The 22696-nt window shown below is 55.1% G+C and carries 19 protein-coding genes, 1 tRNA gene and 1 pseudogene; 11 read left to right on the top strand and 10 right to left on the bottom strand.

Annotation, left to right across the window (positions count from 1 at the left end):
- The first annotated feature begins 282 nt into the window (after positions 1-282).
- Both FPY71_RS07620 and FPY71_RS07615 read left to right on the top strand, forming a co-directional pair.
- Positions 283-1344, top strand: coding sequence for an acyltransferase family protein (locus FPY71_RS07620; RefSeq protein WP_149299297.1), 1062 nt, complete (start codon positions 283-285; stop codon positions 1342-1344).
- Positions 1345-1455: 111 nt separating this feature from the next.
- Positions 1456-1884 carry a VOC family protein gene (locus FPY71_RS07615; protein WP_149299295.1) on the top strand — a complete coding sequence of 143 codons (429 nt, stop codon included), beginning with the start codon at positions 1456-1458 and terminating at the stop codon, positions 1882-1884.
- Between the two features lie 156 nt (positions 1885-2040).
- On the opposite strand, the gene FPY71_RS07610 is transcribed toward FPY71_RS07615, so the two are convergent.
- A tRNA-Ser gene (locus FPY71_RS07610) sits at positions 2041-2130 on the bottom strand.
- A gap of 307 nt (positions 2131-2437) precedes the next feature.
- Between FPY71_RS07610 and FPY71_RS07605 the strand changes: the two genes are divergently transcribed.
- Positions 2438-3172, top strand: coding sequence for a Crp/Fnr family transcriptional regulator (locus tag FPY71_RS07605; protein ID WP_210246259.1), 735 nt, complete (start codon positions 2438-2440; stop codon positions 3170-3172).
- Positions 3173-3191: 19 nt separating this feature from the next.
- Positions 3192-3563, top strand: coding sequence for a DUF6894 family protein (locus FPY71_RS18465; protein ID WP_188052262.1), 372 nt, complete (start codon positions 3192-3194; stop codon positions 3561-3563).
- A gap of 139 nt (positions 3564-3702) precedes the next feature.
- Here FPY71_RS18465 and FPY71_RS07595 read toward each other — a convergent pair whose 3' ends face one another.
- Both FPY71_RS07595 and FPY71_RS07590 read right to left on the bottom strand, forming a co-directional pair.
- Positions 3703-7215, bottom strand: coding sequence for a PAS domain S-box protein (locus FPY71_RS07595; RefSeq protein ID WP_246160189.1), 3513 nt, complete (start codon positions 7213-7215; stop codon positions 3703-3705).
- Between the two features lie 176 nt (positions 7216-7391).
- Positions 7392-7976 (bottom strand): YqaA family protein, encoded by a 585-nt coding sequence (locus FPY71_RS07590; protein WP_149299289.1) that lies wholly within the window; start codon positions 7974-7976, stop codon positions 7392-7394.
- Positions 7977-8489: 513 nt separating this feature from the next.
- Between FPY71_RS07590 and FPY71_RS07585 the strand changes: the two genes are divergently transcribed.
- The 7 genes from FPY71_RS07585 to FPY71_RS07555 all read left to right on the top strand — a co-directional run bounded on the left by FPY71_RS07585 (position 8490) and on the right by FPY71_RS07555 (position 16018).
- Entirely contained in the window at positions 8490-9668 is a 1179-nt protein-coding gene (locus FPY71_RS07585) for a septal ring lytic transglycosylase RlpA family protein (RefSeq protein WP_149299288.1), read from the top strand.
- Between the two features lie 156 nt (positions 9669-9824).
- A complete protein-coding gene (locus FPY71_RS07580; protein WP_149300528.1) occupies positions 9825-11018 on the top strand; it encodes a D-alanyl-D-alanine carboxypeptidase family protein in 1194 nt (397 codons plus the stop codon).
- Positions 11019-11038: 20 nt separating this feature from the next.
- On the top strand, positions 11039-11677 hold the full coding sequence (tmk, locus tag FPY71_RS07575; protein WP_149299286.1) for a dTMP kinase: 639 nt from the start codon (positions 11039-11041) through the stop codon (positions 11675-11677).
- Positions 11678-11679: 2 nt separating this feature from the next.
- On the top strand, positions 11680-12696 hold the full coding sequence (locus FPY71_RS07570) for a DNA polymerase III subunit delta' (protein WP_246160188.1): 1017 nt from the start codon (positions 11680-11682) through the stop codon (positions 12694-12696).
- A gap of 124 nt (positions 12697-12820) precedes the next feature.
- Positions 12821-14371 carry a methionine--tRNA ligase gene (gene metG / locus FPY71_RS07565; protein ID WP_149299282.1) on the top strand — a complete coding sequence of 517 codons (1551 nt, stop codon included), beginning with the start codon at positions 12821-12823 and terminating at the stop codon, positions 14369-14371.
- A complete protein-coding gene (locus FPY71_RS07560; protein WP_149299280.1) occupies positions 14368-15171 on the top strand; it encodes a TatD family hydrolase in 804 nt (267 codons plus the stop codon). The genes metG and FPY71_RS07560 overlap by 4 nt, the downstream gene beginning before the upstream one ends.
- A gap of 40 nt (positions 15172-15211) precedes the next feature.
- On the top strand, positions 15212-16018 hold the full coding sequence (locus FPY71_RS07555) for an MBL fold metallo-hydrolase (RefSeq protein ID WP_425457870.1): 807 nt from the start codon (positions 15212-15214) through the stop codon (positions 16016-16018).
- A gap of 325 nt (positions 16019-16343) precedes the next feature.
- Here FPY71_RS07555 and FPY71_RS07550 read toward each other — a convergent pair.
- The 7 genes and pseudogenes from FPY71_RS07550 to FPY71_RS07520 form a co-directional block, all read right to left on the bottom strand.
- Positions 16344-16661: pseudogene (locus FPY71_RS07550) on the bottom strand (ASCH domain-containing protein); the annotation flags it as partial.
- A 91-nt stretch (positions 16662-16752) separates the two neighbouring features.
- A complete protein-coding gene (locus tag FPY71_RS07545) occupies positions 16753-18378 on the bottom strand; it encodes a GMC family oxidoreductase (protein WP_149299276.1) in 1626 nt (541 codons plus the stop codon).
- A 4-nt stretch (positions 18379-18382) separates the two neighbouring features.
- The gene (locus FPY71_RS07540; protein WP_149299274.1) at positions 18383-19225 is read right to left on the bottom strand and encodes an amidohydrolase family protein; all 843 of its coding nucleotides are present in this window, start codon (positions 19223-19225) and stop codon (positions 18383-18385) included.
- Positions 19226-19261: 36 nt separating this feature from the next.
- Positions 19262-20029 carry an SDR family NAD(P)-dependent oxidoreductase gene (locus FPY71_RS07535; protein ID WP_149299272.1) on the bottom strand — a complete coding sequence of 256 codons (768 nt, stop codon included), beginning with the start codon at positions 20027-20029 and terminating at the stop codon, positions 19262-19264.
- Positions 20026-20985, bottom strand: coding sequence for an aliphatic sulfonate ABC transporter substrate-binding protein (locus tag FPY71_RS07530; protein WP_210246258.1), 960 nt, complete (start codon positions 20983-20985; stop codon positions 20026-20028). Before FPY71_RS07530 ends, FPY71_RS07535 begins: the two co-directional genes overlap by 4 nt.
- A 31-nt stretch (positions 20986-21016) precedes the next feature.
- Complete coding sequence (locus tag FPY71_RS07525; RefSeq protein ID WP_149299268.1) at positions 21017-21832, bottom strand: ABC transporter ATP-binding protein; 816 nt, start codon at positions 21830-21832, stop codon at positions 21017-21019.
- On the bottom strand, positions 21829-22662 hold the full coding sequence (locus FPY71_RS07520; RefSeq protein ID WP_149299266.1) for an ABC transporter permease: 834 nt from the start codon (positions 22660-22662) through the stop codon (positions 21829-21831). The genes FPY71_RS07525 and FPY71_RS07520 overlap by 4 nt, the downstream gene beginning before the upstream one ends.
- Positions 22663-22696 lie beyond the last annotated feature (34 nt).

Here is a 22696-nt window from a genome sequence, read left to right as displayed (position 1 = left end):
CACGGGGGCAGGCGGGTTATCAGTCGCTTGTTCTGCCCAGTTCTGCCTGATCGGCTTTGCCTCTGCTGGAAACAACCCCAATTTTGACCGGAAACTGCCTGACTATAGCTCGCAGGTATTCGATATTCGTAGTGGATACCGGCAGAGACTCCTACAGACCTGCCCACGTGTGCAAGCTCGTGACCAAACCGAACATTTCAACTTGAGATGCTCAATAAATGGATATTGCTAGTTAAATGAGTCTGTGTCCTGTATCTGCACCGTATGACAAGACGGTGACAAATGGCACAGACTCGACACTATAACAGCTTTGATTTTATCCGCTTTTTTCTGGCGTCAGCCGTTTTAGTTTCTCATCATTACAGCTTGTCAGGATTTCCCGCGCCAGACGTCCCTTTGGTGAATGCGTCGGTAGGGCGGGTCGCTGTGTTTGCGTTTTTCGCTGTCAGTGGCTTTCTGATGTACAATTCGCTCGTGCGCTCGCAGGATTTCTTCTTCTATTTCACCTCGCGCACATTGCGGATTGTGCCAAACCTGTTTGTGGCCGTCGCCACAACCTCACTGGCGTTAATGGTGATATTCAACAACTATGAGAACCTGGACTCGCACCTCTACTACATCAGAAAAGACGCATTTTCATTTATTGCGCCACCATATTATTGGATAGAGGGTCTGTTTACAGATCGCCCGGACAGGGGGGTGAATGGCTCGCTGTGGACGCTTCAATATGAATTCTTCATGTATATTGTCATCTTCGGGCTGTTCTTGCTGCCAAAGCGGCTTTTCGCAGCGGCGTTGATCGGCATTCTGGCGATAGCGTCCCTGCCTTTTTTCCAGACAATGGATCGCGCTTACCGCATTGCGACCTTCCATTTGCATGTCGGGTTTCTGGCACAGACAGGATTTCACTTCTTGGCCGGTGCGCTGATTGCCTGTTATTGGGAAAGGATTACGTCGCATAAGTTGATCGCGTCGGTTGGCTCGATAGTGGCAATTGCGCTGCTGGCAGTTTTCGCGCCCGGAATAAAAAGCGCAATTTTGTTTTTTGCCTGGATCCCGTTTTTCATTCTTTGTCTGTCACCGTTGGCGAGTGGTTTTTCAAAATACGGAGATGCCAGCTACGGGGTCTACATTTATGCCTTTCCCATACAGCAAGCGGCAATCGTACTGATTCCAGATTTCTGGCTGTCGATGACAGTGTCCTTTATCCTCACGACAATCATTGGATATGCCTGTTGGCATGGATTTGAGAAACGCTGTCTTTCCCAGCGTAAAAAAGTAGCCGCATCTCTGTCGGAAGCCTGTCAAAAACTGACCACGGCGTTGCGGGCCAAGGTAAACTGACCAAGGTCAACACATCGGCATTCGGGTGCTCACTCTTGCCCTTGGTAGCCGGAATATCCAGATTAATCGAAAGCTTTGTGACGCAATGGATAAACATTGGGTGGAACGGTCATGGAAACTTCCCAACTGCATCGTGGACGGCTGATCGATCACATTCAGCTGGTTGTATGCGACCTCAAGCCCAGTCAGGACTTTTACACCGCTGTTCTGAACGTGCTGGACATTCCAGTCATAGGGACGAGCGACGGTTATTTCTGGGCCGATGAACTCGTCGTGTCGACGCCCGACAGTCCGGCGGCTCTGGGGGCAGTGACGGGTCGGCACCATTTGGCCTTTCAGGCCAAAGACCGTGCGACGGTGGATGCATTTTATCAAGCGGCGTTGGCCCATGGTGGGCGTGATAATGGCGCACCGGGCGAGCGTCCGTATCACCCCGGCTATTACGCAGCCTTCGTGCTTGACCCGGATGGCAATAATATCGAGGCTGTGTACCATGGCGACGCCCGGCGTAGCGCACCGTCAGTGGTCATCGATTTCTAGTTTCTCCCATCAAAAATACCCGCTTTTTGCTTTGTGGATACCCGCTTTAGTACCCGCTTTCAGAGAATGCTCTGCTACCGGATGCGATGGAGCTGTTGTGAAAAGCCCTGAATTTCATGGCTTTCGCGGTAATTTACAACCTGGGGAAAAGCTAAATGGCGGATGGGGTGAGATTCGAACTCACGGTACGGTTCCCCGCACGGCGGTTTTCAAGACCGCTGCCTTAAACCACTCGGCCACCCATCCGAAGCCTGGAAACGCTAGCTTTTTGGATCAGGTATAGGCCCCGTTTGAGACCTGCCACCATCCGCTATCGAACGACTTTCGAGGTGGTCTTTAGCGCCTTCAGGATTGCCGTGTCAACCTTGTCAGCAAGGTCTGTTTTGAAGCCTGAAGGGCGCAGGAAACCCGTGAGGTCCTGGATATTGCTTGCTGGCAAACTATCTTCCGTGACCTTCTGAAAAAGCGCACTACATATTCCGCTTATGGTGCCGCAGACCATCTGGCGTAGGCACACTGAGAGGCTATGTCTCCCGCCGCGAAGGAGGAGGCTATGTTCCCAGATTTATGCAATGTTCAAAACCGATTGCTAAGATCGCTCAGTGACGACGAATTTCAGTTGCTGCGGGCCTTTTTCGAGCCGGTAAAACTCAAAGTGAATGACCTGCTTGTGCAGCGGCTGTCTCCAATCAGACATCTGCACTTTATCGAAGATGGGATGGCATCCATCGTATCGGCTCCCGAACGCAGTCGATGCGTCCAGGTTTCCTGCGTTGGTCGCGAAGGCATGACTGGAATACCCGTGCTGCTTGATCTGACCCTGACGCCTTTGGAAACATTCGTTCAAGTTTCAGGCACGGCATTTCGCATTCCTGCTGATGCCATGCGCGGCGCAATCGATGCCAGCCCCAGCCTGCACAGAAAATTGCTCAAATATTCCTACACCGCCACCCTGCAAACGGTTGAAGCGGCGCATTCCTTCAGCCACAACACTGTTGCCGAGAGGCTGGCACGCTGGCTTTTGCTGGCGCATGATCGCGCCAATAGCGACGACATTTTCCTGACCCACACTGTCCTTGCTTCAATGATCGGCGCCCGCCGTGCGGGCGTTACAGATGCCGTGGCAATTTTGGAAGGGGAAGGGATGATCAAGGCCATGAGGGGGCATATCATAGTGCTGGATCGTGACGCGCTGATAGTCCGAACGGCGGGATGTTACGGCTCAAGCGAAGCTGAATACGCCCGCACAATCGGGAAGGCCGTCTGGCCGCGGCCAAGCGCCGCATAATCTACCGTCAAGTCCCAGTATGATGCCGACTTCAGCGGACAACCTGCAACTCAGGCCTTGTAGAAACCGCAAAACTGGAGTTTTTCAGCATCCTTTTTGCGAGTTAAGGGTTGCTACAACAGGGGACATGCAGTTGTTGCGACCGGAAAAAATCATGCCGAAATACCACTTGAACATCTGCTGCGGTGACAATGTCATCGTGGACCTCGAAGGTTCAGAACTTGAAAATCTGGAAAAAGCGCAATCCGAAGCTGTTGCAGATGCACGGGATATGATGAGCAGAGCTATTCTGGATGGCCGGGATTTGTCGAGCAATCATTGGATTGAAATCATGGACGAGCATGGGCAACTCGTTGCAACTGTTCATTTCGCGGATACGATTGAAACATGATCGGCAAACTGAACCAACATTCCCAGCCAGTGCGCGGTGCCAGGCACCGGCATCTTCACAGCCGCACCACCAGCGCTAAAGCGCTTTAAGGAATGTCGGTCCGCCGAGAGGCAAAGGAGGGTTTGATACCTCCTGAACATCAGCGTTGGAAGTGGCTCAGCACATTGCTAAGCGAAACCGAGTCAAACGGCTTGCTGAGAATGCGTGTCGTGTCATCTTCAACAACTCCTTCGACGCGGCTGTAGCCAGTTGCAAAGATGACAGGCATCATCGGGCGGTTGTTGCGCGCCCGGGATGCCAGCTCCGTGCCGGGCATGTCAGGCAATCCAACATCGGTGATGAGAATGTCAACCTCCTGCTGGCCAAGCAGTGCAAGAGCTGCGCCTGCATCGCCTGCTTCCACAACGAAATGACCTTGAGCCTCCAGCATATCAACGATGGACATACGGATCAGGGACTCATCCTCGCAAACCAGGATCCTGAAGGGCCGGATTTCATCTGTGCGTACTGTCTGGATCGGGTCGACGCTTCTTGCGGTGCCATGCTGTGCAGCATTGGCAAGCTGATGCCGGATTTTGCGAGCCAGATCCTCCCGGGTGTAGGGCTTGCTCAGCAATTCGACGCCTTCATCCAGCCGTCCTGCGTGCACAATGGAGTTTTCAGTGTATCCGGAGGTGAAAAGGACACTCAGGCGCGGCATTCTCTGCACGGCTTTGCGGGCCAGTTCCGTTGACTTGACGGGGCCTGGCATCACAACATCGGTGAAAAGCAGATCAATAGGAATGCCGCTTTCAATGATTGCCAGTGCTCCGGCAGCATCAGACGCCTGAAGAACCTTGTAGCCAAGATCGCTCAATGTCTCGACGACGGTTTCGCGGACACCCTCATCATCCTCGGCAACAAGAATAGTCTCCGTTCCGCCGGTAACAGGTCCAGCGTCATGCCTTACCAAGTCGTCTTCCGACTGCGTGGATCTTGGCAGATAAAGCCGGACTGTCGTTCCTTCACCGAGCTCACTGTAGATTTTGATATGCCCGCCGGACTGTTTGACAAAGCCATAGACCATGGACAATCCAAGGCCACTGCCTTTCCCTTCGGATTTGGTGGTATAGAAGGGGTCGAACACTCGCTCCAGAGCCGACGCAGCAATGCCCGTACCCGTGTCCGTCACAGCGAGCAAAACATATTGTCCGGCAGAGACATCGGGATGATCTCGCACATAACGATCATCCAGAAATGCATTTCCAGCCTCGATCGTCAGCTTGCCATGTCCCTCCATGGCGTCACGCGCGTTGATGGCAAGATTGAGCAGCGCGTTTTCAAGATTGTTAGGATCGATCAGGGTGTTCCAGAGACCACCTGCAACCATGGTCTCGATCTCGATTGCTTCTCCCAGAGCATGGCGGAGCATGGCATCCATGCTGCGAATAAGCCGCCCGAGATTGACCGCTTTGGGAGCCAGCGGCTGCCGCCGACCGAAAGCCAACAGTTGGGAGGCGAGGCGTGCGCCGCGAGAAACGCCCTCCATAGCGTTCTGAACGCGCCGCTGCGCCTTGTCGTCACCGGCAACATTTTTGGCCAGTAGCTGAAGATTGCCGCCGACAACCTGCAGCAGATTGTTAAAATCATGGGCAATGCCACCGGTAAGCTGACCAATGGCTTCCATTTTCTGCGCCTGTCGCAATGCTGCTTCGCTAATGGCCAGTGCGGCTGCAGCCTGCTCCTCATTGGTTATGTCTCGCCCGAAGCCATAGATCGTCTGGTTTTCCCGGATGACTGTCCAGTCAATGTGGCGCTCTTCGCCGTCTTTGGTCAAAACCACTGCCGAAAGTGAGGTTCTTTCAGCACCATCCACCAACTGTTTGAGCTGGTTTTTGAGCGGCTCGCGATGTGCAGATGGGAGAAATTCAAAAATGCTCTTTCCAAGCGTGTCCGCCTCTGACCAACCCAGAATATCTGTCCAGGCGGGATTTACAGCAACAATTCCACCTTTGTTCGTTGCCATGACCTTCAGCACTGGAGACAAATTCCAGATACGTTCGCGATCGCGGGCAAGCCGTCGCTCTTCAGTGATGTCGCGGCCAACGGCGTGAATGCGACCGCCATCCGGAACGGCGGTCCAATCCAGCAGGCAGTAGCTCCCGTCCTTGCGTCGATAGCGGTTCTGAAACGCCAGAGTGGCTTCGCCGGCCGTGAGCTTGCGGACTTCGTCTGCCGTGCTTTGCAGATCGTCCGAGTGCAGAAACTCTGCCAGTGTTCTTCCGACCATCTCCTGCTCGCTCCAACCCAAAAGGCGCTCGGCCGTCGGATTGACCGCTGTGATCACGCCGGCGTAATCACACACCAGCATGAGTTCCTGAGAGAGCTTCCAGAGACGATTGCGATCCTCGACCGTCTCTGCTTCGGCCAGTTTCTGATCGTGGATGTCGGTATTGGTTCCAATCCAGTGACCAATAGAGCCCGTATCGTCTTTGATCGGCAAGGCGCGAACCAGATGCCACCGATACTCGCCATCCGCGCGGCGGATGCGAAACTCGGTCTCGTACAGGGCCCCCGAACTGAGCGCCGCCTGCCATTTCAGTTTGGCATTGTCCTGATCATCCTTGTGAACAATACCGGCCCAACCTTGGCCCGCAAGCTGCTCATTTGTCAGCCCGCTATACAAGTTGACCCGGTCATTGAACCAGTCAAGCATTCCGTCCGGTCGCGATGTCCAGACGTGGTTCGGCATTACCTCGGCAAAGGTCTGAAACTGCGCTTCGCGTTCGCGGATGGCTTCCTGGGCGGCAATGCGTTCGGTAACATCAACCCCGTTGATGAAAATACCGGTGACGGTTCCGCTGACATCGGTAATGGGTTGAAAAACGAAGTCGACATGGCGCCGCTGAACGCCAACATCCGTCGGCAGTTCATAGGTCGTTTCATTTTCCCGATGCGTCTGACCGGTCGTATACACAGTGTCCAACAGCGTCAGGTAGTCCAGGTCATGCTTCTGAGCAAAAGTTTCAGAAACCGTACGACCGATCACATCCTGTTGGCCAATGAACTGTTGATAGGCCGGGTTGGCAAATACAAAGCAATGTTGCGGCCCCTCCAGCAGCGCCATCAATGAAGGCGACTGCTCATACATTTGCTGCAGGCGAGCTCGCTCGTCACGCAATTGCTTGTCGGCAACAACCTTCTCGGTCGTCTCCACTACAAAAGCAATCACGCCCTGCGGCCGGCCTTCACTGTCAACGATTGGCGAATAGTCCAGGTTCATCCATCCAGAGGCGGGCCCATTGCCTCTGTTGAGCACAAGTTCCTGGTCTTTGAATGATAAAATCTCGCCATTCCGGAATACAGACTTGATGACGTGGTCATTAAAGTCTGCAACTTCCGGCCAGCCTTCGCGCACATCACTGCCTAAAAGGTCAGGATGCCGCGATCCGGCAAAGATCGAATATGCATCATTGTAGATCATAACTCCGGCTTCGCCCCACAAGGTCACAATCGGAATCGGGGAACGAAGCATCATGTCGACGGTGGAGCGAACCGCGGATGGCCAACTGTCAATCGCACCCAGGCTGGTAGAAGCCCAGTCGAAGTCGCTGATCAGCCTGGCTAATTGGCTGGATGACTCTCGCGGCATGTAAAATGGGGTTTCTATCATCACTGTCTTCAACTAGCAGCCAATCTAATGTGGCCCGGAACGTCAAATTCGGAATGTTCGTAGCACCCGGTAAAGATTCTGGCGATCGCATTCTACAAGTTGTGCCCATTGCAACCTTCGGCAACTGCCAACTTTAAGAATTCGCACGTGTTACCGGTATCCTTTGACAGGCTCATTCAACGAATAAACCGAATGGCTGCAAATCCCCCGACAACGGCAATTACGCCAATTGTGAAAACCAGCGTCAACCGCCTTTCGATGAAATCACGCACAGGCGCGCCAAAATAATAGATCAAGCCGGCCACGGTGAAAAACCGTATGCCGCGTGCCGCTATGCTGGAAAGAATAAACACGCCCAGGTTCAAGCCGGTGGCTCCGCTGGCTATCGTTACCACCTTGAACGGAAATGGTGTCAAACCGCCTGCGACCAGAACAATCCATGCGCCGTAGTCATTATAAGTGACCGCGAAATCTGCGAACTCGTCCACGTAGCCGTAAAACGCCAGGATGGGCCTTGCGAGTTCATCGAACAGAAAAGCGCCAATGAAATATCCGGCCAAAGCGCCCAGAACAGACGTGACGGTGCAGACAAGCGCAAGCCACCACGCACGCCGGCGTTCCGATATCACCATTGGAATGAGAAGAACGTCCGGCGGAATCGGAAAAAATGAACTTTCAGCGAAGGACACAGCACCAAGCGCGTATGTCGCCCGTGGTTTTGCCGCCAGTCTCATAGTCCAATCATAAAGCGCTCTGATCATGCCGTCTCCACTTGGTTGAAGGCGGCCTACCACAAGTTGGACCGGTGCCGAAGCATCGGGCGAATTTTTTGAGGTCTCTCTTGAGCGTTTAACTTCGAATCTGGTTCGTTCTGCCAAAATAACATTCTGATAAACAACGAATTCGAGCTTTGCAGGCAATCGAAACTCGCAGGAAGCGATGTCGATTGGGTATTACGAGGTGGGTCAGCAATAGGTTTTGAGAAACGGCCAGATGCCAAGCATTCGGCATGCACTATCCCCAATCTGCCGGAGCGGACAAGGAACCCGAATGTTCAGTTCTTATAATATTTATATGTTTGTATGTTTCTTTTTATACATCAAAGTAATCTGTCCGTATTTTTTAGACGTTTTTTGTGCTGTCACGTCAAAAACACAGCATTGACATTAAATGCTTGCATCATTTGTTAAATTTTTGGTAAGAATTTTTGACGAGTGATGGCCGCGTTCTGGGGAAGGCCGCTGTTTAAGGTATCACATCCGAGGGGATTACCGATGAAACTGACCGCCGATACGTTGCGTGGTAAAGCAACGAATATCGCCGCGCTCGTGTGCATCACGGCACTTCTGTCAGCCTGCCAGTCAGGTTCGACAACACACGCCGAGCTTGCTCCGGAACCCGACGCGCCCGCTTTCACATCTGCTGAATATGGCGTTGCTGCCAGCCCACGGGTATCGAACCTGAAGCAGGTGCGCAAAGGCGGCGGCAGAGAGCATGTCGGCAAACCCTACAAGGTTCGCGGCAACTGGTATTACCCCAAGGAAGAGCCGAATTATTCCAAAAGCGGCAAAGCATCCTGGTACGGTGCAAACTTCCACGGCAGACTGACTGCCAATGGCGAAGTCTACGACATGTACCACCTGTCCGCTGCACATCCGACATTCCCGCTGCCTTCCTATGCTCGTGTGACCAACAAGGAAAACGGCCATTCGGTAATGGTCCGTATCAATGACCGCGGCCCGTTTGCCCATGGACGCATTGTCGATCTTTCCTCCCGCGCCGCAGATGTTCTGGACTTCAAGCAAGACGGCATCGCAAATGTTCAGGTCGATTATGTTGGCCGCGCGCCGGTTGAAGGCGATGACAGCGAAGTTCTGATGGCATCTTTCCGCCCCGGCAATGCTGATCCCGCCAGTGATGGTCTGGCATCTGGCGTCATGGTGGCATCCAACACCAGAATGGACGACCGAGCCCTTGTTCAGACGGCATTTTTGGGCAGCGAACAAACCGGAGCCGGCATGCCCGGCGTTCGCTCACTGGACGCCATTCGCACTGCCGCACCGACAGCAACACGCCCTGCACCTGCCTTTTCAATGCCGGGCAATGCTGTAACTCCAGTTGCATTTGCGCCCGTGCCAACACCCCGTTCCGACTTGTTGTCCTATGCGTCGGAGCAGCCGAAATCCCGCGCCTTCAGCGCGCTGGCCTCCCTGGCAAATGGGCAGGCCCAGGCTGAAGTGATCGAAATCGGGGTGCTGACCGACAGCAAGCTGATCACCAGAATTCAGGCAATGACGGCGCAGATTGGTCAGTTGGAAATTGACGCTGTTCCTGCACAGATGGGCGAGGGCGCTTCCTTGACACTGGCGCTGAACAGCGCCCAAAGCGCCGACAGGGTGGTGCAGATGCTCTGGGATGCAGGTGCAACAGACGCCTTTGTTTTGAGAGACTGATTTTTCATCCGTTAAGGATGCTGGCAAAGGGTGCCTTGTAGTTGCACCTTGGCCGTAGCGCGAATGCTCAACTCTGTTAGACTGACACTGCGTGCAACTGACTTGTAAAGCCGGTTCCAACGCGAGTGGAGTTTAGAGCAGGGGCATCGGATGGCAATGGAACGGTTTTCGGCAAATCGCTTTGCGCAGGCCCTGACTCTGGCCCTGACCGTTCTGGTTTTTGAAGCAAATGCCCAGCCAGCCAGTGACAAGCCCGTTCTGTTCAACCAGACCAAAGCTGCGCAAGCACTGATTGTAGATGGCGAGACTGGTGCAATCCTGCTTGAGAAAAACTCCGATGCGGAGTTTGGCCCGGCATCGCTTGCCAAGATGATGACGATGGAAATTGTCTTCGATGCTCTCAAGCGCGGCGAAATCAGCATAACCGACAGTTTTCCGGTGAGTGAACATGCATGGCGTACGGGCGGCGCACCTTCGCGCACATCCACCATGTTTGCCGCCGTCAAATCCAGTGTACCGGTGGATGCCCTGATACAGGGCGCAATCGTGCAGGCCGCAAATGATGCCTGCATTATTCTGGCTGAGGGCCTTGCCGGCTCTGAAAAGGCCTTCGCTGACCGAATGAACCGCCGGGCTGAGGAGCTTGGCCTGACATCAAGCCATTTTGTAAACCCGACCGGGCTTCCTGCGGACGGGCAGGTGGTGACCGCCAGTGATCTGGTCAAACTGGCAAAGCACATTGAATCGACCTATCCTGACTACTACCAGATCTATGTGCAGCCGGATTTTGAGTGGAACAAGATTTTCCAGCGCAATCGCAACCCGCTGCTGCGCCTGGATGTTGGCGCAACGGGCATTGGTACCGGCTTTACCGAGGCATCCGGCTTCTCGCTTGTTGGCGTAACGGAAAAGGCAGGCCGCAAAACCTTCATGGCTCTGGGTGGCCTTGCCAGCGATGCCGAACGCGCAGCGGAGGCAAAGCGGCTTCTGGACTGGTCCAACACCACATTTTCCCGCAAGCGGCTGTTTGTTGCCGGTGATGAAATCGGCCACGCGAAGGTGTTCGGTGGTTTGAAAAGCACTGTTTCGCTGGTCACACATGACGACATCATCGCCTATGTGCCAAATGCCTCGCCAGATCTGGTCGAGGCAGTTGTGATCTATGATGGACCCTTGCGGGCACCGCTGCAAAAAGGGCAAAAGATCGGTCAGTTGGAAATGCGGATTCAGAATCAGGCCAGCATCACCCGTGATCTGTTTGCGGGCGAGAATATTCCTCAGGGCAGTTTTTCCAGCCGCGCGCTGGGTGCTGTGCAGGAGTTGGCTTTCGGCTGGATACGTTCACTTTGAATGCATTGGAAAGACCATCAGTGGCAGGACTGTTCATTACGTTCGAAGGCGGCGAGGGCAGCGGCAAGACCACTCAGGTAGAGCGGCTGGCCGCGGCGCTGGAGGCCCGGGGCCGCGATGTGCATGTGACCCGGGAGCCAGGCGGCACGACCGGGGCCGATATCCTTCGCGAGCTTGTGTTAAGCGGCGCAGCCCGGCAATTTGGCAATGACATAGAGGCTGTCTTGTTTGCTGCCGCGCGGGCAGACCATGTTGCGGCGGTGATCGCGCCCAATCTGGCGGGTAATGTGGATGTGATCTGCGACCGCTTCATTGATTCCACAAGGGTTTATCAGGGCAGGGATGACAACGGCCCCTTTCTGGCTGCTCTGGAAAAAGCCGTTCTGCAGGGGCATCAGCCAGACCTGACTTTCATTCTGGATCTGCCGGCGGATGTTGGGCTTGCCCGCGCCAATGCCCGGCGCGGAAATGTGAATGCCGACCGGTTTGAAAGCGAAGAAACCGAAATTCATGAAGCGCGCCGCCAGCGATTTCTGGCAATTGCCAGAAAAGAGCCTCAGCGTTGCCACGTGATTGACGCGCAGAGACCGATAGCAGAGGTTGCCGCGGAAATTCTGGTAAAGGTGGATATGTTTTTTCTGCAGAGCACGGGTGAATAGTCTTGGATCCTGCAGTCAATGTTGCCCATCATGACGATATTGACGGCATTGTTCCGCCAGCCGGAAGAGACGGTTTTGTCGGACATGCCAGTGCATGGGCAGAGCTGAACGGCGCGCTGCAGGGCGGCCGAATGCACCATGCATGGCTGTTGCAGGGGCCCAATGGCATTGGCAAAGCCACTCTGGCCTTTGCCTTTGCACGCATGCTTCTGGCGCAAAACGGCGACCAATCCGCTGTAGCACGACAGATTGCCCAGGGCAGCCACCCCGGACTGGTGCATCTGGCTCGCCCGCAATCTGACAGGACGCCCGGTTTCAAAACCCAGATCACTGTGGATGAAGTTCGTCGGCTGATGCACTTTTTTCACACAACGGCCGGGCTGGGCTGGCGGGTGGCCATTGTTGACCCGGTTGATGATATGAACCGCAGTGCTGCCAACGCCCTTTTGAAAATATTGGAAGAGCCGCCGGCTCGCTCGGTTTTTCTGGTGATCAACCATATGCCGGGTCGTCTGCTTCCGACCATCCGGTCACGGTGCCGGGTGTTGAAATTTGCGCCGCTGGCTGTGGACGATATGGTGCCGCTGCTGCGGAGCGACGTTGCGGGAGTTACCGCAACGGAAGCCACAAACGCGGCTGAACTATCCGGCGGCAGTCTGCGCACCGCATTTCAGCGCCTTGTCAGCGGCGGGCTGGAAGTGGGTGCCGAAGTTGCGCGGCTGTTTGAGGCAAAAAATCCGGATTGGGCAGGGCTGGTCAAACTGTCTGATGCGCTGACGCTTAAGGGGCGCGAAGCAGCATTTGATCTGATGATGCAGGACCTGTTCGCCTTGCTGGCTGTGGAGGCTGAAACTGCCGCAAAGGCAGGAAATCTGGCACAGGCTGAAAGGCTTGCTGCTTTCTGGGCAGCGGAAGATGCAAGATGGCGCGAAGCATTCGCCTTCAACCTTGACCGCAAGCAGGTGGTTTTAACCTTCTTTCACGGATTGGCGGCCGCACGGGGCCATTCGCCCGCCTGATTTACCCGCCGTTCGTGAAGGCTTTTCATTGAGCCCAAGGCTGCAATGCTTTATCTGCCACGTTTAAAAGTGCGTTTGCCTGTCGCCGAATCGCGCTTGCCCAAACATGGAATGTTGATCCGTCATGGCCGAACGTTATTATCTCACCACCGCGATTTCCTATCCCAACGGCCGCCCGCACATCGGCCATGCTTATGAATTGATTGCGACGGATGCTCTGGCGCGCTTCAAACGGCTGGATGGATTTGATGTTCTGTTTCTGACCGGAACAGACGAGCATGGCATCAAAATGCTGCAAACCGCCAGAGATCTCGGCATTGCACCGCTGGAATTGGCCGACCGGAATTCTGAAGAGTTTCGCCGCATGGGCCGCGGGGTCAACAGTTCGAATGACGACTTTATCCGAACCTCGGAAGAGCGGCACAAGATTGCCAGTCAGGAAATCTGGCGGCGCATGCAGGATGCGGGCGATATCTACAAAGGCTCCTATTCCGGATGGTACTCGGTACGTGATGAAGCCTATTATGGCGAGGAAGAGACCGAGCTGCGGGAAGGGGGCGTGCGCGTTGGCCCGCAAGGCTCGCCCGTCGAATGGGTTGAAGAAGAAAGCTACTTCTTCAAGCTTGCGCAGTTTCAGGACCGCTTGCTTGCTCTATACGAAGCCAATCCGGATTTTATTGCACCTGCGGAGCGGCGAAATGAAGTCCTGTCATTCGTAAAATCGGGCCTGCGCGATCTTTCCATCTCACGCACGACATTTGACTGGGGCATTCCGGTTCCGGGCGATGAAAAGCACGTCATGTATGTGTGGGTTGATGCGCTTACCAACTATCTGACAGCAACAGGCTTTCCGGAAGATGGCGCAAAAAGCAGCTTCTGGCCGGCGGACCTGCATGTAGTTGGCAAGGATATTGTGCGTTTTCACACTGTCTACTGGCCGGCATTTCTGATGTCGGCCGGGTTGCCTGTGCCCAAACGCGTTTTCGTGCACGGTTTTCTGTTCAACCGGGGCGAGAAAATGTCCAAGTCCGTGGGCAATGTTATTGATCCGGCGGCGTTGATTGAGACTTACGGGCTGGATCAGTTCCGTTACTTTCTGCTGCGTGAGGTGCCATTCGGGCAGGATGGCAATTATTCCCACGAAGCAATCGTTAATCGGACAAATTCGGAACTGGCCAATGATCTGGGCAATCTGGCTCAGCGCTCCTTGTCGATGATTGCCAAGCATTGCGAAGGAAAAGTGCCGCAGCCGGGCGATTTTGATGCCGCGGACACCGCTATTCTCGATCTGAGCGCAGCGCTTCTGGAACGCAGCCGCACGGCCATGGACCGGCAGGAACTGCACCTCATGCTGGCGGCTGTTGTTTCGGTTGTTTCTGAAGCCAACCGTTATTTCGCAGCTCAGGAACCTTGGGCTTTGCGCAAAAGCGACCCGGCACGCATGGCAACGGTGCTGTATGTCACAGCGGAAGTTCTGCGCCGGGTAGGGATTTTGCTGCAACCCTTCATGCCGGATTCAATGTCGCGGCTGCTGGATCTCTTGGGGCTTTCGCCAGAGACACGCAGCTTTAAAGAGCTTGCTCCAGGCATTATGCTGGTGCCGGGACTTGAAATGCCCGCGCCGCAAGGCGTGTTTCCTCGCTATGTGGAAACTGTGGAAACTGAAGCGAAATGAACTCGTTGTTTATTGTCGATAGTCACTGTCATCTCGATTTTCCCGATTTTGATGAAGATCGGGATCTGGTGGTGCAGAGGGCTGCCGAAAACGGCGTCAAACTTCTGCTGACAATCTCGACCACAGTGGCAAAAATTGACACTTTGCTTGCGCTGACCGAGCGTTATGCCAATGTGTTTGCCACGGTGGGCACGCACCCCAACCGCGCCGCAGATGAGCCAGACGTGCCGGCTGCGCGCCTGATAGAGCTTGCCAGCAAGAATGCCAAGATTGTTGGCATCGGCGAGGCAGGCCTGGATTATTATTACGATAAGGCAACACCGCAAACGCAGGAGCGGGTGTTTCGCGAACATATTGCGGCTGCACGGCAAACCGGTTTACCGCTGGTCATTCATGCACGCAGTGCTGACGAGGATATGGAGCGTATCCTGACCGAAGAGACAGCAATAGGCGCATTTCCCTTTGTGTTGCATTGCTTTTCTTCGGGAAAGCGGCTGGCGGATGTCGGCGTTGAACTTGGCGGCTACGTTTCGTTTTCCGGCATTCTGGCCTTCAATCGATCGCTGGATATTCGTGAAATTGCAGATGGCGTGCCATTGGACCGATTGCTGGTTGAAACAGACGCACCCTATCTTGCTCCGCCGCCATATCGCGGAAAACGCAATGAGCCAGGCTATACACGCTACACGGCTGAGGTTCTTGCAACCGTCAAAGATGTGGATCTGCCTGAAATTGCCAGGGCGACAAGCGATAATTTCTTCCGGTTATTCTCAAAAACGCCAGATCTCAGAACGCTTTAGGAACCATTGCTAATATGCTGAATCAACGGGTGGAAGCGACGTGAAAGGCAGGATGGATTTCACCATTCTTGGCTGCGGTTCGTCACCCGGAGTGCCGCGTGTCAACGGTGATTGGGGCGCATGTGACCCCGCAGAGCCACGCAACAGGCGCAGGCGCTCGGCGGCGCTGGTTGAACTGACCGGTCCCAACGGCAAAACCAGCATTGCCATTGATTGCGGGCCGGATTTTCGTGAGCAAATGCTGGCTGCCCAGGCGCACAACCTGCATGCGGTGGTGATCACTCATGCGCATGCTGATCATATACACGGCATGGATGACATTCGCGGCTACGCGCAGATTACCCGTCAACTTGTTGATGTTTATGCAGATTCCGCCGCTTATGAGCGGATCAACGAAGCTTTTGGCTATTGCTACAAAACCCCGGCCTACAGCAATTATCCGCCGATTGTCCGCCATGTCGAAATCGATGCCGGGCATAATTTCGAGGTTCCGGGCCCGGGCGGCAGCATCCTGTTTCAGCCATTCCGCCAGATCCATGGCAGCATACATTCTCTGGGCTTTCGAATTGGGCCAGTGGCGTATTGCAGCGATGTATCTGATTTTCCTGATCCAGCCATTGCGGAAATCAAGGGTGCTGACTGGCTGATCATCGATGCCTTGCAGCGAATGACGCATCCAAGTCATTTGTCACTGGCTCAGTCGCTGGAATGGATTGCGCGCTTCAAGGTTCCAAACGCTGTGTTGACACACATGCACACGCCGCTGGATTATCAGACATTGTGCAATGAACTGCCGCCACATATCCGGCCGGCATATGATGGGCTGAAGCTATCATTTGATCTGTGATCGATGGTCGGCATCAGAGGATATGGACCAATACGGCCAGATCAGCCACTTCATCCATGTCATTTACGTTCCATAATATTCCTTATGCAACTTTGCCTGATGAGACCGCACGGCAGTTCGATATTCAAACGCTTCAGAAATGCGACATCGCCTCGCCTCGGTATCAGTTCAGATATGCCGACCCAACAACGGGCGTGTTATTCGTGGTGCTGACATTGACGACGACATGAGCGCTCACATGATCAGCGAACATGCAATAGCCGCGCCTTTGTCTTCAGCCTGTAACGGTCCACCCGTCACCAATCGAAAAGCTTGCAACGATCGTTCATGGCGCGAACTCAACTGCGTATATTCCACGCGCAGCAACAATGTGCCTGGCGGCGTGAACCGGTCGAACATCAACCAGCTCCCACGCAAACCACCCGTCTTCAAAATATGAGGCACAGGCAGCTTCCATATCACTCAACACAAACGGACGCACAGTTTTCACTTTGACGATGGCAACGGCTGCGCCATTCCGGTCTTCATCACCATCTTGCGTCAGAAAGCGTCCGTTCTCAACGATCGGCAAATCTTCAGTTGCGGCCAAATCTGGCCGCCATCGACGGATCTCCAGCGTCTTTTTGCCTGAGGCAATAAGGTGTCCGCCGGGGCTGACAACAGATAGCGCACGATTTTCACCATTTGCTCAAGTTCATGCTGTCATCGCCACCATGCTTTTGCAATGATGCATTTCAAACCGCAGCGTCGCCCGTAAGGATCATTGAAGCGGCCTTCTCACCAATCATGACAGACGGCGCATGCGTGTTGGACGATGGCATTGTAGGCATGACAGAGGCGTCTGCCACCCGCAACCCATGCAGCCCACGCACCCTGAGCTTGTCATCAACGACTGCCATTTCGTCATGGCCCATTCTGCATGTTCCGATTGGATGATACGAGCTTAAGCCACTTTCGCGCGCCCACGACAAAATCTCGTCGTCTGAGTGAAGTGTGCTAAGCCGTTGATCCTGGCGGGTTATCAGACGGGCAAATTCTGCGTCGTCAGCAAGGGTACGGATCATCTGAAATGATCGGATGGTCGATGCCTGATCTTCTGCATGGGTCAGGTAGTTGGGTGAAATATGGGGCTGCATGGTGTTTTCCGGGGCGCGTATGTGCGTACTCCCCACCGATTCCGGGCGCAAAACAAATGTTGAAAGGCTGAAACCTGGCGCTGCATCCAGTTGGGCGCTGATGTTTCCGTTCGCGTGGTCGGCGCTGTAGTGAAGCAACTGGATTTTTGCGTCCGCACGACGCAAGTGCGGTGCAGTCCTGACCCACGCGTGTGCAGTTGCGCCAATGATGGATAATGGCCCCCCTCTTCGGGCCAGCCAGTTCAACCCCGCCAAAGCCTTCCATCGATAACTGTGTTGCACGTCATTCAGCGTGCCCCGATAGCTGGTTGCGAATGACAATCGGCTGTTCAGATGGTCCCGCAGGTTTTCGCCAACGCCCGGCAGATGCACTCGCGTCTGAACGCCTGCCTGGCTCAGTATCTCTTCGTTTCCGATGCCCGACAGTTCCAACAGTTGTGGAGACTGAACGGCGCCGCAGCACAGGATGATTTCCGATCGTGCATGAGCCTGATGTTCCTTCCCATCCCGTTGATAGGATACACCAACTGCGCGCGTGCCCTGTAATTGGATCTGGCGCACATAAGCACGAGTCTCAATATGAAGGTTGCTGCGCTTTCCCGCACTTTCGAGATAGGCGAAATCCGTTCCATGGCGCAGGCCATTGCGAAGATTGAACTGAAGATATCCAGCCCCCTCGGAAACCCCTGCATTATAATCCTCAATCAACGGTATCTGCTGGTTTCGACATGCAGCCAGAAAAGCGTCCGTCAGCCGGTCGGTTGGCCGATGAATTGCAACGGAAACATTGCCATCATGTCCCCGCTGTTCATTGCGCACGGCAGAAAAGCGCTCGCTTCGTTTGAAATGCGGCAACAGGTCCGAATATGACCACCCATGACAGCCATTCTGCGCCCAAAGATCATATTCGGCGGCATCGCCTCGCACCCACAGCATTCCGTTGACGAGAGAAGAGCCGCCAAGCCCGCGGCCTCTGGGCCAGGACAATCGACGCCCGCCCAGTCCTTCCTCCAGAGCTGTTTCAAAGCCCCAATTTGCCCGGCTTTGCGCCAGAGCAAAGGGTGTCAGCACGGGCAAACGAAACTTTAGCCCCCGCTCCGCCTGCCCTGCCTCAAGCAGAAGAATTTTCAGGTTGCTCCGTTCGGACAGGCGAGACGCGACAACGGCGCCGGCAGAGCCGGCACCGATGACGATATAATCATAGTGTTCAGGCTGCGGCTTCATCGAACTAGAGGTCAAGTCCGAAGAGTTCGATTGTATTGCGGGCGAGAATCCGTTCTTTCAGCGCGTCTGTGATCGGCAGGTCCAGATATCGTTTGATATGCTCACCATGCGGTGACACAGGATATGCGGTTCCGAAAATCACCCGCTCCTGCCCGAATGTTCTGGCAAGAGCCAGATAATCCGCCTCGCCCGGCAGGCCTGGGAAGTAAAGGTCAGGCAGCACCCACACATTGGCGCGCCTGAAAACAACACCGCATATTTCCTGAACATGCGGATAGCCGCCATGGACAGCCACAATCTTCAAATCCGGAAAGTTCTCCGCGACACGATCAATGAACACCGGATCGCTGTATCCAATGTCAGGTCCAGCGCTTCCACCGCCCATGATATATGTGACCAGTCCTGCTGACTGGGCAGCCTCGTAGATCGGGAAGTTAGACTGATGATCAACGGGATGATGCCCGGCGGCCAGAGCGCTTTCGACCGTAATCCCCTTGAAGCCATCCTTGAGAACGCCGTCGATGAAGGCTCCGACGTCACTGATACTTGCCGCGTCTGCCGCAACCAGCCCGGTGAGATAGCCATCACTGCCAGCGATCAGGTCTTTCAGGGAGTTCTGGTCGCCACCGCCAAATGTCGGATTGATTGCCCGACCAGGCACAACGCCGTGGATCACGCCATTGCTGCGCATCTCATCAAGCACAATGTCGATGCTGGAACTGTCAGGGTGTGGAACATGCCCGTAACCGGCCTGCTTGCGAAAGCCGTGCAAAAAATCCTTTTCGTACAGCTTGCTGTCAGTGAACATCGAAATGGGTGGGCGGACGCGCGCGTCGACGATCTGCATCGCTAGAGTCTCCTGAATTGATTTGGCTCTGTTGGGTCAGGCAGCAAGAAAGCCGCCGTCACATGGAATGATGGCGCCGGTTACATAGTCGGAAGCGCCCGAAGCGAGAAACACGGCAAGACCGGCCAGATCGTCAGGCTCGCCCCAACGCCCGGACGGAATGCGCAAGAGTGCTTCGGCCGCCTGCACCTGATCGGCCTGAAGCGACGAGGTCATGTCGGTTCGCATGAAGCCCGGAGCAATTGCATTGACCTGCACGCCATGCGGGGCAAGGTCGTTCGAAAGCGATCGTGTCAGCTGGGCGAGTCCGCCTTTGCTGGTGCCATAGGCAATTGCCCCATGCGACCCTACGGTGCTTCGTATCGAGGCAAGATTGATGATCTTGCCGCGCCCGCGCGCAGCCATCCCCTTGCCAAAACGCTGGCTCAACAAGAACGCGGCTGTCAGATTAACGGAGATCACCTCCTGCCACTGCTCAAAGCTCTGGTCGAGTGCGCCTGCCCGGTGCTGAATGCCTGCATTGTTGACCAGAATGTCCACCTCACCGGCAAACGATTCCAGTATGGTTTCACCGGCGGCTTCAACGGATGCCCGTTCTGCCAGATCGGCGCTTACAAACAGCGGCTTGCCGTCACCGGAAGATAGCTGTTCGAGCAAGCTCTCTGACGGCGTTGCCTTGTCGATAATCGCGACACGCGCGCCCGCTTCAAACAGCGCCTTTGCGATGGAAGAGCCCAAACCGCGGGCTCCTCCCGTCACAACGGCGTTCCTTCCTGAAAGGCCGAAAGTCTGCGACAAACTCATTGGCTTTCCGAGAGAGACACATCAACAAAGTCGTTGACCTCGAAGCTTTGCCGGATGAGGCGGTTTTCGAGCATGAAAGCAATTGACCGGGTGATTTCGGCCTCAACCTCGTCTGTCACCTGCGGGGAAAACTCCGATCGTTCGAACGCAACCAGCAACTGGTCGGGTGTCAGTGCGAAAATCGGCGACAGCGTATTGGCAGCTTCTTCAGGATTTTCTCTGATGAAATCCGCGCCGCGATTGAGAGCGTTCAGATAGGCCTTCACAAGGTCTGGATCGGTTTCGATAAGGTCAGCCGAGGCCACAACCGGGTTCAAATTGTTTTTGAGGCCGGCACCGTCCCGCAAAACACGTGCCTTGCCTTCCGTTTCAAGCCTGGTGAAAACCGGGTCCCACACAAGCGCGGCCTGAATATCGCCGCGAAGCAGTGACGTCTCCATGTCCTGCAGGCCAAGGTTGACAAACTCGACGTCCGATATTTCAAGTCCGGCCTCATTCAGAACAAGCACCAGAAGTTCATGCACGTTGCCGCCTCGAAGCGTCGCCACGTTTTTACCGGCAAGCTCTGATACAGTCTGGTATTCGGAGTCGCTTTTCACGAGCAGCGCTTGAGCCGCGCCACCCTTGTAGGCCAGCCCCACCAGCCGCGTATCGATGCCTGCCGCATGGCCGGCAATTGCTGGCGAGTCACCCAATGCAGCCACGTCAATAGCGCCGGAAGCAAAGGCCTCGTTGACCGGCGGCCCGCCTGCAAACTGGGCCCACTCCACCTTCACATCTTCACGCCCGCTCTTTGCCAGCTCCTCTTCCACCCATCCGTTTTCCCGTGCCAGAAGAATGGCGGAATACGGCACGAAGGCCATGTAGCCAATGCGCAGGACATCAGCGGCCGCAGCGGGCTGGGCAATTGTGGTCAGCAGCCCTGTCACAAGGGCAAGTGTCTTCAAGGTCTTCATGTCGGATTTTCCTGAGTAAGGTGAGAAAAGTTCAATGACCGTCTTTGCCGTGGCGGAAAAACTGCTCGTAAAGTGACAGCCGCATTTCCGCGAAATCCGCATTCCCCCGGCTTCGCGGTCGAGACAGGTTGACGTCTATCAGGGCCTTGAGCCGACCCGGACGACTGGAGAGCACGGCAATGCGATCTCCCAGATAGAGTGCTTCCTCGATGTCGTGGGTAACGAGTATGGTTGTCACCCCTTCGTGTTTCTGGACCGCGAGCAACTCGTCCTGCATTTCCAGACGGGTGATTGCGTCCAGCGCGCCAAATGGCTCATCAAGCAGCAGAAGCTTTGGCTTCTGTGCCAATGCTCTGGCTATTGCCACTCGCTGCGCCATTCCGCCGGAAAGCTGCGATGGGTAAGATTTTTTGAAGCCGCTCAAACCCACCAGAGACAGCTTTTCCTCAACAACACGGTTGCGCTCTCTGGCCCCAAGGTTGTGGAGTGCCAGAGCAACATTGTCCTCGACAGTCATCCACGGCAGCAGGCGATGGTCCTGAAAGACAATTCCGCGATCGAGCCCGGGACCGGTGATCTCGGCGCCGTCGAGGCTGGCAGTGCCTGTATGTTCAGTTTCCAGACCGGCGATAATGCGCAGAAGCGTGCTTTTTCCGCAGCCGCTGGCACCAACGATAGCTGTCACACTGCCGGCAGGAAAATCCAGGGTGATATTGTCGAGGGCGTGGACGATGCTGCCCTGAGGGCTTTTGAAGAACTTTGAGACGTTTCGAACCGTGACGGCCTGTCTGACGTCTGAATTTTGATCGGCACTGGCCACCGCACGCCTGGCGAGCAAAACCGTCATTGGACACCCAATCCTTTGAAGTCTGGCCGCCACCGGGTGAACCGTCGCTCAACTATCCTCAACGCATCATCTGTCAATTTGCCGAGGATGCCGAGGGTCAGCATTCCAGCCAGCACAAGGTCGGCTTGCGACACTGCACGACCATCCATGATTAAGAATCCGATGCCCTGCGAGGCCGCGATAAGTTCCGCCGCCACAACGCACATCCATGCGAGCGCAAGCCCGAGGCGCAGGCCGCTCATGATCTGCGGAAGCGCTCCAGGAAGCATGATCCGTAAAATGAAAAGTCTGCGGGGAAGCTGCAGCGCTTTCGCAAGCTCTACATAACGACGGTCGGTCTGCCGGATAGCATCGACCGTGCTGACGAGGATCGGAAAAAATGCGCCAAGGAAGATGATGAAAATCTTCGACTCTTCGCCGATGCCAAACCACAGAATTGCCAGTGGTATCCAGGCGATGGGCGGCACGGGTTTCAGTATCTGGATCAGAAGATCAATCAGGCTTGTGAGTGTGCGGAAGAGACCCATCGCTATTCCCAGCGCCAGCGCAAGAACAGCCGCTATGGCGTAGCCTTGAACGACCCGCAGCGCGCTTGCGCTGACATGGCCGAAAAGCTCACCGGACTGGATCAGGTAGGCAATCGTTTCGGCCACATAAAGCGGTGCTGGAAGAAGCACTCGCGACAGCCAGCCAAGCGAAGATGCAACCTGCCACAGCACAAGGATCGCCATGATCAGGGAAAGCCCCTTTAAAGTGGGCCTAGCAGCGGCGAGCGAAAACCTGTTCCCCCAACCTGTCGCCTGTGGCTGCCGTTCGCTCACTACTGCCATCGAAAATCCCGTAACCACTCGCCATTGCCGCTAA

Origin of the sequence: Aureimonas fodinaquatilis, assembly GCF_008369445.1 — a bacterium.
In the GTDB taxonomy this organism is placed as follows: Bacteria; Pseudomonadota; Alphaproteobacteria; order Rhizobiales; family Rhizobiaceae; genus Aureimonas; species Aureimonas fodinaquatilis.
This window is presented reverse-complemented; position numbering and strand designations above follow the sequence as displayed.

Bases quoted from the DNA above. Each gene is read 5' to 3' on its own strand.
- FPY71_RS07620 (WP_149299297.1), top strand. From the start codon at position 283: ATGGCACAGACTCGACACTATAACAGCTTTGATTTTATCCGCTTTTTT.
- FPY71_RS07615 (WP_149299295.1), top strand. From the start codon at position 1,456: ATGGAAACTTCCCAACTGCATCGTGGACGGCTGATCGATCACATTCAG.
- FPY71_RS07605 (WP_210246259.1), top strand. From the start codon at position 2,438: ATGTTCCCAGATTTATGCAATGTTCAAAACCGATTGCTAAGATCGCTC.
- FPY71_RS18465 (WP_188052262.1), top strand. From the start codon at position 3,192: ATGATGCCGACTTCAGCGGACAACCTGCAACTCAGGCCTTGTAGAAAC.
- FPY71_RS07595 (WP_246160189.1), bottom strand. From the start codon at position 7,215: ATGATAGAAACCCCATTTTACATGCCGCGAGAGTCATCCAGCCAATTA.
- FPY71_RS07590 (WP_149299289.1), bottom strand. From the start codon at position 7,976: ATGATCAGAGCGCTTTATGATTGGACTATGAGACTGGCGGCAAAACCA.
- FPY71_RS07585 (WP_149299288.1), top strand. From the start codon at position 8,490: ATGAAACTGACCGCCGATACGTTGCGTGGTAAAGCAACGAATATCGCC.
- FPY71_RS07580 (WP_149300528.1), top strand. From the start codon at position 9,825: ATGGAACGGTTTTCGGCAAATCGCTTTGCGCAGGCCCTGACTCTGGCC.
- metG (WP_149299282.1), top strand. From the start codon at position 12,821: ATGGCCGAACGTTATTATCTCACCACCGCGATTTCCTATCCCAACGGC.
- FPY71_RS07560 (WP_149299280.1), top strand. From the start codon at position 14,368: ATGAACTCGTTGTTTATTGTCGATAGTCACTGTCATCTCGATTTTCCC.
- FPY71_RS07545 (WP_149299276.1), bottom strand. From the start codon at position 18,378: ATGAAGCCGCAGCCTGAACACTATGATTATATCGTCATCGGTGCCGGC.
- FPY71_RS07540 (WP_149299274.1), bottom strand. From the start codon at position 19,225: ATGCAGATCGTCGACGCGCGCGTCCGCCCACCCATTTCGATGTTCACT.
- FPY71_RS07535 (WP_149299272.1), bottom strand. From the start codon at position 20,029: ATGAGTTTGTCGCAGACTTTCGGCCTTTCAGGAAGGAACGCCGTTGTG.
- FPY71_RS07530 (WP_210246258.1), bottom strand. From the start codon at position 20,985: ATGAAGACCTTGAAGACACTTGCCCTTGTGACAGGGCTGCTGACCACA.
- FPY71_RS07525 (WP_149299268.1), bottom strand. From the start codon at position 21,832: ATGACGGTTTTGCTCGCCAGGCGTGCGGTGGCCAGTGCCGATCAAAAT.
- FPY71_RS07520 (WP_149299266.1), bottom strand. From the start codon at position 22,662: ATGGCAGTAGTGAGCGAACGGCAGCCACAGGCGACAGGTTGGGGGAAC.